The 13,772-nt window shown below is 61.3% G+C and carries 10 protein-coding genes; 7 read left to right on the top strand and 3 right to left on the bottom strand.

Going from position 1 to position 13,772, the window contains the following annotated elements:
* Positions 1–95: 95 nt before the first annotated feature.
* Positions 96–1,679 carry a peptide chain release factor 3 gene (locus HU730_RS08485; RefSeq protein ID WP_034126275.1) on the bottom strand — a complete coding sequence of 528 codons (1,584 nt, stop codon included), beginning with the start codon at positions 1,677–1,679 and terminating at the stop codon, positions 96–98.
* A gap of 331 nt (positions 1,680–2,010) precedes the next feature.
* On the opposite strand from HU730_RS08485, the gene HU730_RS08490 reads away from it, so the two are divergent.
* The 5 genes from HU730_RS08490 to HU730_RS08510 all read left to right on the top strand — a co-directional run bounded on the left by HU730_RS08490 (position 2,011) and on the right by HU730_RS08510 (position 7,072).
* Positions 2,011–2,727 (top strand): ABC transporter permease, encoded by a 717-nt coding sequence (locus HU730_RS08490; protein ID WP_003188475.1) that lies wholly within the window; start codon positions 2,011–2,013, stop codon positions 2,725–2,727.
* Between the two features lie 20 nt (positions 2,728–2,747).
* Positions 2,748–3,641, top strand: a complete 894-nt coding sequence (locus tag HU730_RS08495) for a glycine betaine ABC transporter substrate-binding protein (RefSeq protein WP_034126274.1) — start codon at positions 2,748–2,750, stop codon at positions 3,639–3,641.
* A gap of 12 nt (positions 3,642–3,653) precedes the next feature.
* Positions 3,654–4,307: an ABC transporter permease gene (locus HU730_RS08500; protein WP_054919358.1), complete on the top strand. Its 654-nt coding sequence runs from the start codon at positions 3,654–3,656 to the stop codon at positions 4,305–4,307.
* Positions 4,304–5,461 (top strand): ABC transporter ATP-binding protein, encoded by a 1,158-nt coding sequence (locus tag HU730_RS08505; protein ID WP_060763527.1) that lies wholly within the window; start codon positions 4,304–4,306, stop codon positions 5,459–5,461. Before HU730_RS08500 ends, HU730_RS08505 begins: the two co-directional genes overlap by 4 nt.
* Before the next feature lie 447 nt (positions 5,462–5,908).
* Positions 5,909–7,072, top strand: coding sequence for a type III PLP-dependent enzyme (locus HU730_RS08510; protein ID WP_014716890.1), 1,164 nt, complete (start codon positions 5,909–5,911; stop codon positions 7,070–7,072).
* 121 nt (positions 7,073–7,193) lie between these two features.
* On the opposite strand, the gene HU730_RS08515 is transcribed toward HU730_RS08510, so the two are convergent.
* Together HU730_RS08515 and HU730_RS08520 are read right to left on the bottom strand one after the other, a co-directional pair.
* On the bottom strand, positions 7,194–7,937 hold the full coding sequence (locus HU730_RS08515; RefSeq protein ID WP_186527584.1) for a tetratricopeptide repeat protein: 744 nt from the start codon (positions 7,935–7,937) through the stop codon (positions 7,194–7,196).
* A 2-nt stretch (positions 7,938–7,939) separates the two neighbouring features.
* Complete coding sequence (locus HU730_RS08520) at positions 7,940–8,620, bottom strand: Fe2+-dependent dioxygenase (protein ID WP_034126270.1); 681 nt, start codon at positions 8,618–8,620, stop codon at positions 7,940–7,942.
* A gap of 205 nt (positions 8,621–8,825) precedes the next feature.
* Between HU730_RS08520 and HU730_RS08525 the strand changes: the two genes are divergently transcribed.
* Together HU730_RS08525 and HU730_RS08530 are read left to right on the top strand one after the other, a co-directional pair.
* Positions 8,826–11,111: a TonB-dependent siderophore receptor gene (locus HU730_RS08525; protein ID WP_186527585.1), complete on the top strand. Its 2,286-nt coding sequence runs from the start codon at positions 8,826–8,828 to the stop codon at positions 11,109–11,111.
* A gap of 123 nt (positions 11,112–11,234) precedes the next feature.
* Positions 11,235–13,760, top strand: coding sequence for a sulfite reductase flavoprotein subunit alpha (locus HU730_RS08530; protein WP_186527586.1), 2,526 nt, complete (start codon positions 11,235–11,237; stop codon positions 13,758–13,760).
* Positions 13,761–13,772: the final 12 nt, after the last annotated feature.

Consider the following 13,772-nt stretch of genomic DNA (forward strand, 5'->3'; position numbering starts at 1 on the left):
TTTCCAACCTTATAGAGACCAGACCCAGGGTAGTTGAAGCCAATAAAAAGGGGCGAAGCCATCACAGCTTCGCCCCTCTTTCACCCGCCCAGACCTTAGTGGTGTTCGCGGGTCGCGCGGAATTTCACATCCGGCCAACGCTCTTCCATCAGCGCCAGGTTGACCCGGGTCGGGGCCAGGTAAGTCAGGTGACCACCGCCGTCGATCGCCAGGTTTTCCACGGCCTTGTTGGAGAACTCTTCCAACTTCTTCTTATCGCTGCAATCGATCCAGCGCGCCGAATACACGGTGATCGGCTCGTAGGAGCACTCCACCTTGTATTCCTCTTTCAAGCGGCTGGCGACCACGTCGAACTGCAGCACACCCACCGCGCCGAGGATGATGTCGTTGCTGCGCTCGGGGAAGAACACCTGGGTGGCGCCCTCTTCGGCCAATTGCTGCAAGCCCTGGCGCAGTTGCTTGGATTTGAGCGGATCACGCAGGCGCACGCGGCGGAACAATTCCGGGGCGAAGTGCGGGATACCGGTGAAGCCCAGCGCTTCGCCTTCGGTGAAGGTGTCGCCGATCTGGATGGTGCCGTGGTTATGCAAACCGATGATGTCGCCGGCGTAGGCTTCTTCGAGCTGTTCACGCTCGGAGGAGAAGAACGTCAGGGCATCGCCAATGCGTACGTCCTTGCCGGTGCGCACATGGCGCATCTTCATGCCTTTTTCGTAGCGGCCGGAGCAGATACGCATGAAGGCGATACGGTCGCGGTGCTTGGGGTCCATGTTCGCCTGGATCTTGAACACGAAGCCGGTGAACTTCTCTTCCACCGGCTCCACGGTGCGCTCGTTGGCGACGCGGGCCAGCGGGCGCGGCGCCCAGTCCACGACGGCGTCCAGTACGTGGTCGACGCCGAAGTTGCCCAGGGCGGTACCGAAGAACACCGGGGTCAACTGACCGTCGAGGAACTCTTGCTGGTTGAACTCATGGCAGGCGCCCTGCACCAGTTCCAGCTGGTCGACGAAACGGTCGTACTCGTCACCCAAGTGGGCGCGGGCTTCGTCGGAGTCGAGCTTTTCAATGATCTTGGTTTCGGTGCGTTCATGACCGTGGCCGGCGGTGTAGACAATGATGTAGTCGTCGGCCAGGTGGTACACGCCCTTGAAGTCGCGGTAGCAACCAATCGGCCAGGTGATCGGCGCGGCCTTGATCTTCAGGACGGCTTCGATTTCATCCAGCAGCTCGATGGGGTCGCGGATATCGCGGTCGAGTTTGTTGATGAAACTGACAATCGGCGTGTCACGCAGACGGCACACGTCCATCAGCGCGATGGTACGTGGCTCGACGCCTTTACCGCCGTCGAGGACCATCAGCGCCGAGTCCACCGCGGTGAGGGTGCGGTAGGTATCTTCGGAGAAGTCTTCGTGCCCAGGGGTGTCGAGCAGGTTGATCATGTGCTCGCGATAGGGGAACTGCATGACCGACGTGGTAATGGAAATACCCCGTTGCTTTTCCATTTCCATCCAGTCGGAGGTGGCATGGCGGTCGGATTTGCGCGATTTCACCGTGCCGGCTACCGCGATCGCCTTGCCCATCAGCAACAGCTTTTCGGTGATGGTGGTTTTACCGGCATCGGGGTGGGAAATAATGGCGAAAGTGCGGCGTTTCGCGACTTCGGCGGCCTGGTGGGTCATGGGAAATCGCCTGGCAGGTGAGTCAAAAAAGGGCGGCGAGTATAGCGCAAACGCGAGGGTACGGACCACCGTTGAGCCCATTGGGGGTGGCTAAATGCGCCCAAGTGTGGAACCTTTTAAAAGGTCGAGACGTCCACTCCCCTGCTACCGCACTCGGAACAGGGGCTGAAAAATCAGCAAGTTAGCCTGACGAGGCTGCGCTTATGGCTCGATCGCATACTGCATAGCCAGTATCGGCGAGCTGCTTTTCGCGAACTCATCAGAGGCAGCCAGGAATGGCATTGCCGCTCGGAAATGTGTTCGCCGACAAAAGAAAAAAAGGAGTCCGCCTGTGGCTATTCGCTATGGCAAAGGGCTGATAGGAGCAGTGGTTGTCGTCGCTCTCCTGGCCCTGCTGGTCCACTGGATCGGCATCAACACGATCGAACTGTACCGCGACGATTTGTTGTTTTACCTGCAAGCTCATCTGATTCTGGTTTTAGTCTCCATGCTGGCGGCCCTGATTGTGGGCATCCCCGCCGGTATCCTGCTCAGCCGACCCAACATGGTCGGGCGCGCAGAACGTTTCATGCAGATCTTCAACATCGGCAACACCGTCCCTCCCCTGGCCGTACTGGCCATCGCCCTCGGCGTCCTCGGCATCGGCAGCGGCCCGGCCATCTTCGCGCTGTTCCTTGCCTCGCTCCTGCCCATCGTGCGCAACACCTACGAAGGCCTGAAAAACGTTCAGGGCTCCCTCAAGGAAGCCGCCACCGGCATCGGCATGACCCCGCGCCAGGTACTGTTTCGCGTGGAGCTGCCCAACGCCGTGCCGATCATCATCGGCGGTGTACGCGTGGCCCTGGCGATCAACGTCGGTACCGCACCGCTGGCGTTCCTGATTGGCGCCAACAGCCTGGGCAGCCTGATTTTCCCTGGCATCGCCCTGAACAACCAGCCGCAACTGTTGCTCGGCGCCGCGTGTACCGCGCTGCTGGCATTGCTGCTTGATGGCCTGGTGACCATGGCCAGCCGCCTCTGGCTGGAACGCGGGTTGCGCCCGTCTTAAGGCCCGGTAAAGGAAATCACATGAAAAAACTGAGCTTGATATTAGGCTGCGCCCTGCTGTTTGCAGGTATTGCGCAAGCCGCTGAAAAACCCGTGATCCGCATTGGCGCCCGGGTGTTCACCGAGCAGACCCTGCTCGCCGAAATCACCTCCCAGTACCTGCGCACCAAGGGCTACGACGCCCGTGTGACCGGCGGCCTGGGCAGCAACCTGGCGCGCAGTGCCCAGGAAAGCGGGCAACTGGACCTGATCTGGGAATACACCGGCGTGTCGCTGGTGGCCTACAACCATATCGACGAGAAACTCGACAGCGAACAGTCCTACGCTCGGGTCAAAGAACTCGATGCGAAAAAAGGCTTGGTCTGGCTGTCGCCGTCGCGTTTCAGCAACACCTACGCACTGGCGCTGCCGGAGAAAGTTGCTGAGGAACATCCCGAGATCAACAGCATCAGCGATCTCACCAAAGCCATGGCCGAAGACACCAAAGAGCACCGCCTGGTCGCCCTGGACACCGAGTTCGCCAACCGCTCCGACGGCCTGGCGGGCATGGTCAAGCTGTACGACATGAACCTGACGCGCAACAACACCCGGCAAATGGACGCGGGCCTGGTCTACACCGCCCTGCGTAATGGCCAGGTGTTTGCCGGACTGGTCTATACCACCGACGGCCGCCTGAACGCGTTCAAGTTGAAGCTGCTCGAAGACGACAAGCACTACTTCCCCGACTACACCGCAGCCCCGGTGATCCGCCAGGAATACCTCGACAAACACCCGCAGCTGGCCGCCGAACTCAAGCCTTTGGCCAACCTGTTCGACGATGAAACCATGCGTCAGCTCAATGCACGGGTCGACGTCGACCATGAAAGCCCGTCCGCCGTTGCCGCCGATTTCCTGCGCCAACATCCAATCAACTAAAAAGGAGAAGACATGGAATTTTTGAACGCCTTTTCCCATCTTGATTGGGCCCAGGTCCTGCACCTGACCTGGCAGCACATTACCCTGGTCGGCATCGCCGTGATCCTCGCGATCTTCATCGGCGTGCCCTTGGGCATTCTGATGACGCGCTTCCCGCCCCTGGCCGGCCCGTTGCAAGCCAGCGCCACAGTGTTGCTGACCGTGCCATCCATCGCGCTGTTCGGCCTGCTGCTGCCGTTCTACTCCAAGTTCGGCCAGGGCCTGGGGCCAATGCCGGCGATCACCGCCGTGTTCCTTTACTCCCTGCTGCCAATCATGCGTAACACCTACCTGGCCCTCACCGGCGTTGAGCCAGGCATTCGCGAAGCCGCACGCGGCATCGGCATGACCTTCGGCCAGCGCCTGCGCATGGTCGAACTGCCGATTGCGGTGCCGGTGATTCTCGCTGGCGTGCGTACCGCCGTGGTGATGAATATCGGTGTGATGACCATCGCCGCCACCATCGGTGCCGGTGGCCTGGGTGTACTTATTCTGGCTTCCATCAGCCGCAGCGATATGTCGATGCTGATCGTCGGCGCCGTGCTGGTCAGTCTCCTGGCCATCTTCGCCGACCTGCTTCTGCAATGGCTGCAACGCTCGCTGACTCCAAAAGGATTGCTCAAATGATCGAACTTCAAAACCTGTCCAAGACTTTTCAAAGCAACGGCAAGACGGTCACCGCCGTCAACGATGTGAGCCTGACCGTCAACGAAGGCGAGATTTGCGTGTTCCTGGGGCCCTCGGGCTGCGGCAAGAGCACCACGCTGAAAATGATCAACCGACTGATCAAGCCCTCCTCGGGCAAGATCCTGATCAACGGCGAAGACACCACCGACCTCGACGAGGTGACCCTGCGTCGCAACATCGGCTACGTGATCCAGCAGATCGGCCTGTTCCCCAACATGACCATCGAAGAGAACATCGTGGTGGTGCCCAAGCTGCTCGGGTGGGACAAGCAAAAATGCCACGACCGCGCCCGCGAGTTGATGAGCATGATCAAGCTGGAGCCCAAGCAGTACCTGCATCGCTATCCGCGTGAACTGTCCGGTGGCCAGCAACAGCGCATCGGTGTGATCCGCGCCCTGGCGGCGGATGCGCCGCTGCTACTGATGGACGAGCCGTTCGGCGCGGTCGACCCGATCAACCGCGAGATGATCCAGAACGAATTCTTCGAGATGCAGCGCGCGCTGAACAAGACCGTGATCATGGTCAGCCACGACATCGACGAAGCCATCAAGCTGGGTGACAAGATCGCCATCTTCCGCGCCGGCAAGCTGCTGCAGATCGACCACCCGGACACGCTGCTGGCGCACCCGGCCGACGAGTTCGTCAGCAATTTCGTGGGCCAGGACAGCACCCTCAAGCGCCTGCTGCTGGTAAAAGCCGAAGACGCGGCGGACAACGCCCCGTCGGTGAGCCCGGAAACACCCGTGGCCGATGCGCTGGAATTGATGGACGAGCACGACCGCCGCTATGTGGTGGTCACCTGTTCGGAGAACAAGGCGCTGGGCTACGTACGCCGTCGCGACCTGCACCGCCAGGCCGGCACCTGCGGCCAGTACCTGCGCGAGTTCAACGCCACGGCAGCGTATGACGAGCATTTGCGCATCCTGCTGTCGCGCATGTACGAGTTCAACCGTTCGTGGCTGCCGGTGATGGATGCGGAGCGGGTGTTCTTGGGTGAGGTGACCCAGGAGTCGATTGCCGAGTACCTGAGCTCTGGCAAATCGCGTGGGGGCAAGACCAGTATCGTGTCTCCAGCCGAGATCGCGCTGGTCTGATCCGCCGCTATCGCAGGCAAGCCAGCTCCCACATTTGAACTGCATTCTTATGTTGGAATGCATTCCCCTGTGGGAGCTGGCTTGCCTGCGATGAATACACCGCAAATCCACCTGATTGGCCCCATCCGGGGAACATCAATCCGTCACACCGGTCGGTTACATAAGTAGCTGCACGCGGCCGCGCGACGAACGCGTGCAAAAACGCGACATTTTTAGTTGATCCCACGCCCGCCAAGCCCTAAAGTTCGCGCCGAACGTCCATGCTGGAAACGATCCATCCGGCTCAAGTACTGACGACGAGACAGCAAGGCCAAGGGAAGCGGTTGATCCCATGGCCTTTTTGCTTTCGGCGACATGCCTTGGGAAGTAGGCGAACCAAAGTGGGGATACGGAGGACGTTCATTTGCACCCATTGATCAAATTAGTTTGCCCTTAGGAGTTCCCAGCATGTCGATCAACGTCGAAGATTATTTCGCGCGCGCCACTTTTGACAAAATGAAGGCGTTCGCCGACAAGCAAGAAACCCCGTTCGTGGTGATCGACACCGCGATGATCAGCCAGGCCTACGATGACCTGCGCGCCGGTTTCGAATTCGCCAAGGTGTATTACGCGGTCAAGGCCAACCCGGCCGTCGAGATCATCGACCTGTTGAAAGACAAGGGTTCGAGCTTCGACATCGCTTCGATCTACGAGCTGGACAAGGTCATGGACCGCGGCGTCAGCGCCGACCGTATCAGCTACGGCAACACCATCAAGAAATCCAAGGACATCCGCTACTTCTATGAGAAGGGCGTGCGCCTGTTCTCTACCGACTCCGAAGCCGACCTGCGCAACATCGCCAAGGCCGCGCCGGGTTCGAAAGTGTATGTGCGTATCCTCACCGAAGGCTCGACCACTGCTGACTGGCCGTTGTCGCGCAAATTCGGCTGCCAGACCGACATGGCCATGGACCTGCTGATCCTCGCCCGCGACCTGGGCCTGGTGCCTTACGGCATCTCGTTCCACGTCGGCTCGCAACAGCGCGACATCAGCGTGTGGGACGCGGCCATCGCCAAGGTCAAGGTGATCTTCGAACGCCTCAAAGAAGAAGACGGCATCCACCTGAAGCTGATCAACATGGGCGGCGGCTTCCCGGCCAACTACATCACCCGCACCAACAGCCTGGAAACCTACGCTGAAGAAATCATCCGCTTCCTCAAGGAAGACTTCGGGGACGACCTGCCGGAAATCATCCTGGAACCAGGCCGTTCGTTGATCGCCAACGCCGGTATCCTGGTCAGCGAAGTGGTGCTGGTGGCGCGCAAGTCCCGTACCGCCGTCGAGCGCTGGGTGTACACGGATGTGGGCAAGTTCTCCGGCCTGATCGAAACCATGGACGAAGCCATCAAGTTCCCGATCTGGACCGAGAAGAAAGGCGAGATGGAAGAAGTGGTCATCGCTGGCCCGACCTGCGACAGCGCCGACATCATGTACGAAAACTACAAGTACGGCCTGCCATTGAACCTGGCCATTGGTGATCGTCTGTACTGGTTGTCGACCGGTGCCTACACCACCAGCTACAGCGCGGTTGAGTTCAATGGGTTTCCGCCGCTGAAATCCTTCTACGTTTAACCCCTCCCCCGCTCGCTCCCACGCTCTGCGTGGGAACCCGTCCTGTGACGCTCTGCGTTACGCGCTCAAGTGCGGACGCGGAGCGTCCAGGGCGGCACTCCCACGCGGAGCGTGGGTACGATCAGCTCGTAGCTCGTTGCCGGTACAACTTGGCCATGGCGCGAATTCGCGGGTCATCCGCCCGTGCCAGCGCCTTGTGTGCCGTTTGCAGAAACTTGAGATTCCCGCCTGCCAGCGCCTTGTGCAACCATTCCAGCGCCGCGTCGATCTGGCCGCTGTCGGCCAGCACCGCCGCATGGCTGAACTGCCCACGAAAATCACCTGCCTCGGCTGAGCGGCGGTACCACTCAACGGCCGCCTCAACATCCTTGGGGCAATGCTGCCCGTCTTCCAGGTAACGCCCGAGCAGGTTCATCGACTTGGCATGGCCCTGTTCGGCAGCCTGGCGATACAGCGCCAGTGCTTGTGCCTGGTCTTCAACAACGCCACGGCCGGTAGCCAAGAGGTTGGCGTAGTTGTACTGCCCCCAATCCAACCCGGCGTGTGCCGCCAGGCGATATTCCCGTGCTGCGGCGGCTTCATCGACAGCGCAGCCCCAGCCATGCTCCCGGCAACGCCCGATCATATTGCGCGCCATCAGGTGCCCGCCCTGCGCGGCAATCTGGAACCAGCGCAGCGCCAGGGCCTCATCGCGGGCAATACCGCGCCCTTCCAGCAAGATTTGCCCGAGCAGGGCCTGGGCCTCGGCCACACCTGCCTTGGCGGCGATCAGGATGGCCTGGGCGGCGCGCACCGGGGAGTCATCGAGCATGCTCTGCAATTGTGCAACGTTGAGCACTTCTTCGCGGCGCAATAAAAAACCCATGCTCAGACCTCGACCCAGCGGCGCAACAGGTTGTGGTAGGTGCCGGTGAGCTGGATCAGCGCAGGGTGGTCGGGGACGTCGCGGGTCAGTTGCTGGATCGCGCCGTCCATCTCGAACAGCAGGGTGCGCTGGCTGTCTTCGCGCACCAGGCTTTGGGTCCAGAAGAACGAGGCATAACGCGCGCCACGGGTCACCGCGTTGACTTTGTGCAGGCTGGAGCCGGGGTACAGCACCATGTCGCCGGCGGGTAGCTTGACCCGCTGCAGGCCGAAGGTGTCCTGGATCTCCAGTTCGCCGCCGTCGTACTCGTCGGGATCGCTGAAGAACAGCGTGGACGACAGGTCGGTGCGCACGCGCTCGTGGCTGCCTTTGGGCTGGCGCACCGCATTGTCGATATGAAAGTCAAAACTGCCGCCAGCGGTGTAGCAGTTGAGCAGTGGCGGGAAGACTTTATGCGGCAGCGCGGCCGACATGAACAGCGGGTTGCTCCACAACCGCTCCAGCATGGCTGCGCCAATTTCCTTGGCCAACGGGTGACCTTCAGGCAATTGCAGGTTGTGCTTGGCCTTGGCCGACTGGTGACCGGCGGTGATTTTGCCGTCAGCCCATTCGGTCTCTTCCAGGGCCTGGCGAATGCGCAGCACCTCCTCGCGAGAGAACAGGCCGGGAATGTGCAGCAACATGGGGCAATACCTGGGATCAGAGAGGCGTCAATGGTATTGATTCTTATCCTCTCTGTAAAACACAGGGACGAACGAGAGCGCAAAATCCGTAACAAAAAAGTGTAAAGAATGTAAATTTGATGCGAATAGCAATATCTCGCAATTGATACAAAGTCTTGTTGGCCCTATATTCCGCGGCCTCACATCCTTGGGGAAGGGACACGTCATGTCGCGCACTATTCTAAAAATACCGGCCAGTTCGCCACGCATGCTGGCCTCCGCCATTGGCGTTGCCCTGAGTGCCGGCTCCGCCGCCCACCTGGCACAGGCCGCTGAAAATACCGAGCCAACAGGCGAGCGCAACCCTATCTCCCTCGGCGCCACCAACATCACCGGCCAGGAGCAGGACAACACCTCCTACCAGGTGGAGAAAGCTTCGTCGCAGAAGTACACCGCGCCGCTGGTGGACACGCCGCGTTCGGTCACTGTGGTGCCGCAACAAGTACTCAAGGACACCGCCGCCACCTCGCTGCAGGACGCGTTGCGCACCGTACCGGGTATCACCTTCGGCGCCGGTGAAGGTGGCAACCCTCAGGGCGACCGCCCGTTCATCCGTGGTTTCGACGCCCAGGGCGATACCTACCTCGATGGCGTACGCGATACCGGTGGCCAGAGCCGCGAGATCTTCGACATCGAATCCATCGAAGTCAGCAAAGGCCCGAACTCCTCGTTCGGCGGCCGTGGCTCAGCCGGTGGCAGCCTCAACCTGGTAAGCAAGACCCCACAAGCGCGGGACTTCACCAACGGCGGCTTTACCTACGGCTCCGACCAGACCCGCCGCTACGTGCTCGACGTGAACCGCCAGTTTCTGGACGACAGCGCGGCATTCCGCCTGAACCTGATGAGCCATGAACAAAACGTGGCTGGCCGCGACGCGGTGAATTACGACCGTTGGGGCGTGGCACCGTCGCTGACTTTTGGCTTGGGCACGCCGACCCGTGTCAACCTCAGCTACTACCATATGGAAAGTGATGACCTGCCGGATTCGGGGATTCCCTACGGCTACGGTTCGTCGACCGCCACAGCCCACGCGCATGACAAACCCAACGACGGCGGCGACAGCAACAACTTCTACGGTTTGAAAAGCCGTGACTTCCGCAAGACCCGTGCGGACATCAGCACGTTCTCCATCGAACACGACTTGAACGACAACATGACGCTCAAGAACACCCTGCGCCACGGCAGCACCGGCCAGGACTATGTGCTCACTCAGCCGGATGACAGCAAGTTCAACGTCAACCGCTACGGCACTGTCTGGCGTCGCGCCAACAGCCGTGTCTCCACCACGACCACAACCACCAACCAGACCGATCTGTTTGGCAGCTTCCAGGCCTTGGGCTTCAAGCACACTTACTCCACCGGCCTGGAATTTACCGGCGAAGAAACCCGTGTCAGCGGCTACACCGTCAGCCCTAACGCCAACCCGGTGTGCACAACGGCCAAGGGCAGCCTGGGCGGCCAGTGCACGTCGCTGAGCAACCCGAACCCGGACGACGCCTGGAACGGCAGCATTGCGCGCAACTATATGGGCACCAACACCAAAGCCACCAGCCGCGCCGCGTACGTGTTCGATACCATCGAGCTCGATCCGAAATGGCTGCTGAACGTGGGCCTGCGCTACGACACCTTTGACACCGAAGCCAACACCAACGCCGTCGCCGGGCGCACCAAGATCAAGGACGACAGTCAGTTCTTCAACTGGCAGGCCGGCCTGGTGTGGAAGCCGGTGGAAAACGGCAGCATCTATGCCTCGTACGCCACATCGGCCACGCCAGCCGGTGGCCTGATAGGTGAAGGTTCCGACGGCAACCCGCTGTCTGCCGGTGCCGCCACCAGCGACTTGCAGCCAGAAGAAACCGTCAACTACGAACTGGGCACCAAGTGGGACCTGTTCCACGACCGCCTGTCCCTGACCGCTGCAATCTTCCGCACCGAGAAGAAAAACACCCGCATCCTGGTGGATGCGCTCACCTACCAGAACGCCGGTGAATCTCAGGTCGACGGCATCGAGTTGTCCGCCAGCGGCAAAATCACCGATCAATGGCAGGTGTTTGCGGGATACAGCTATCTGGACAGTGAACTGGTCAAATCCGGCCTCAACGGGCGTAACGGTGTGGTGAGTGCTGGCTCCAGCAAAGGCAACCAGATGCCCAACACGCCGAAGAACTCCTTCAGCCTGTGGACCACCTACGACATCACGCCCAAGCTGACCGTCGGCGGCGGCGCCTTCTACGTCGATGAGGTTTACGGTGATGTCGGCAACACGGTGTATGTACCCTCCTACACCCGCTATGACGCCATGGCCAGCTACAAGCTGACCAAGAACGTCGACCTGCAACTGAACGTGCAGAACCTGACCGACAAGACCTACTACGACAAGGCCTTCTCCACGCATTTCGCCAACCAGGCGGCCGGTCGTACGGCATTGTTGACCACCAGCTTCCACTTCTAAAAGCGGTCAAGGTTCAGCCAGGAGCCCCACACATCGGATGCGTGGGGCTTTTGCGTGTTTCCCGGCAACTCACGGCATAATGCGCGCCGTGATCAGATATCCAGCTAAGCGAGGCGCTCCGACGTGTTGAAGAAAACCCTGTTCCAGTTGCATTGGTTCTTCGGCATCACGGCCGGGCTGGTGCTGGCCTTGATGGGGGTCACCGGGGCCGCGTACTCGTTCCAGGACGAGATCCTGCGGGCGCTCAACCCCACCGTGCTGAGCGTGCAGAAACGCGAGGCCGGTGTAGTGCCGCCCGCCGAGCTGGTACGCAAATTGGAAGCGGCCGAAGGCAAGACCGTGGCCATGCTGTGGGTAGAAAGCGAGAGCGGCAACGCCGGCCGCGTGTCCTTCACCCCGCCGCCTGGCGAGCGCCGTGGCCAGATGCGCTACTTTGACCCGTACACCGGCGACTACCTGGGCGACGCGGTCGGCCAGGACCTGTTCGGTTTTATCCTGCAACTGCACCGCTTCCTCGCCATCGGCGACACCGGGCGCAACATCACCGGCGCCTGCACCCTGATCCTGCTGTTCTTTTGCCTCTCCGGCCTGTACCTGCGCTGGCCGCGCCAGGTGAAAAGCTGGCGTGTCTGGCTGACCCTGGACTGGCGCAAAAAGGGCCGCAGCTTCAATTGGGACCTGCACTCGGTATTCGGCACCTGGTGCCTGCTGTTTTATCTGTTGGCAGCGCTGACCGGGCTGTATTGGTCGTACGAGTGGTACAACCGTGGCGTGACCAAACTGCTGTCCGACGCGCCGCAGAACGAGCGCATGCGCAAGCGCGGCCCAGCCCCCGCAGGCCCGGCTCCGGTGGCCAACTACGACGCGATCTGGAGCAGCATCTACAGCAACGCCGGCCCCGACTTGAGCGCCTACAACATTCGGATGCCCGCGGTCGCCGGGCAACCGGCCACCGTGTATTACCTGCTCACTTCATCGCCCCATGACCGTGCGCTGAACCAGATCAACCTGGACCCGGCCACTGGCGAGGTCAAATCTCACGAGCGCTACGCCAGCAAAAGCCTCAAGGCGCAGTTGCTGACGAGCGTGTATGCGCTGCACACCGGCAGCTATTTCGGCCTGGTCGGGCGCATCGTCCTCACCGTCAGCTCACTGCTTATGCCGCTGTTTTTCATCACGGGCTGGCTGCTGTACCTCGACCGACGCCGCAAAAAGCGCCAGGTCCGCGATGCCCGCAAAGGCCTGACAGATAACCACAGCGATGCCCCGGCCTGGCTGATCGGCTTCGCCAGCCAGAGCGGCTTTGCCGAACAACTGGCCTGGCAAACGGCCGGGCAACTGCAGGCTGCGGGCCTGGCGGTGAAGGTGCAGCCCCTGGGCAGTGTCAGCCGCGACGACCTCAGCCAATCGCAGAACGCGCTGTTCGTGGTCAGTACTTTTGGCGACGGCGAAGCGCCCGACAGCGCCCGAGGTTTCGAGCGTAGCGTGCTCGGCCAGGCGCTATCCCTCAAAGGCTTGAACTACTCGGTGCTGGCCCTGGGTGACCGGCAGTACGAACATTTTTGCGGCTTTGCCCGGCGCCTGCATTTCTGGCTGACCAACCAGGGCGGCACCCCGCTGTTTGCCCCGGTGGAAGTCGACAGCGGCGACACACTGGCGCTGCAGACCTGGCAACAGCAACTGGGCCAGCTCACCGGCCATGCCCCGGCAGCGGCCTGGCCGACGGCCCAGTACGAAAACTGGACCCTGAGCCAACGCACCCTGCTCAACCCCGACAGTGTCGGCTCGCCCGTCTACCTGCTGGGCCTCACATCCACGTCTGCGCACAGCTGGCTGGCCGGCGACCTGGTGGAAGTCCTGCCGCGCAATTGCCCCTGGGCCATCGAACACTTCCTGGCCGGCCTGGGCTTGGTCGGCAGCGACGGTGTGGTGATCGACGGCGTCGCCCACACCCTTGATCAGGCCCTGGCCACGCGCCAACTGCCGGAAAACCGCACGCACCTGGTCGGCCTGCACGCCCAGGCATTGGTGGATGCGCTGGTCCCCCTGGGCATGCGCGAATACTCCATCGCCTCGATTGCCAGCGACGGCGTGCTGGAGCTGATTGTGCGCCAGGAACGCCACCCCGACGGCAGCCTGGGGCTTGGCTCCGGCTGGCTGACTGAACACGCCGCCCTCGGCTCGGCCATCAGCCTGCGTCTGCGGCGCAACAGCGGCTTCCATTTGCCCGACGCGCCTGTGCCGCTGATTCTGCTGGGCAACGGCACCGGGCTTGCGGGCCTGCGCAGCTTGCTCAAAGCACGCATTGCCGACGGCCAGCAGCGAAACTGGCTGCTGTTCGGCGAGCGCAATATCGCCCACGACTACCTGTGCCAGGACGAACTGCAAGGCTGGCTCGCCAGTGGAGACCTGGCCCTGCTGGACCTGGCATTTTCCCGCGATCAAGAGGATAAGATCTACGTACAGGATCGCCTGCGCGAGTCAGCGGATGTGCTGCGCAAATGGCTCGCGGACGGCGCAGCGATTTATGTGTGTGGCAGCTTGCAGGGGATGGCGACGGGGGTGGATCAGGCACTGAAAGACATCTTGGGCAATGAGGCGCTGGAGCGCCTGATCGAACAGGGTCGCTATCGCAGGGATGTCTATTGATATTTGATCGTT

The sequence above is a fragment of the Pseudomonas sp. SWRI22 genome (genome assembly GCF_014268395.2).
Classification (GTDB): Bacteria; Pseudomonadota; Gammaproteobacteria; order Pseudomonadales; family Pseudomonadaceae; genus Aquipseudomonas; species Aquipseudomonas paracarnis.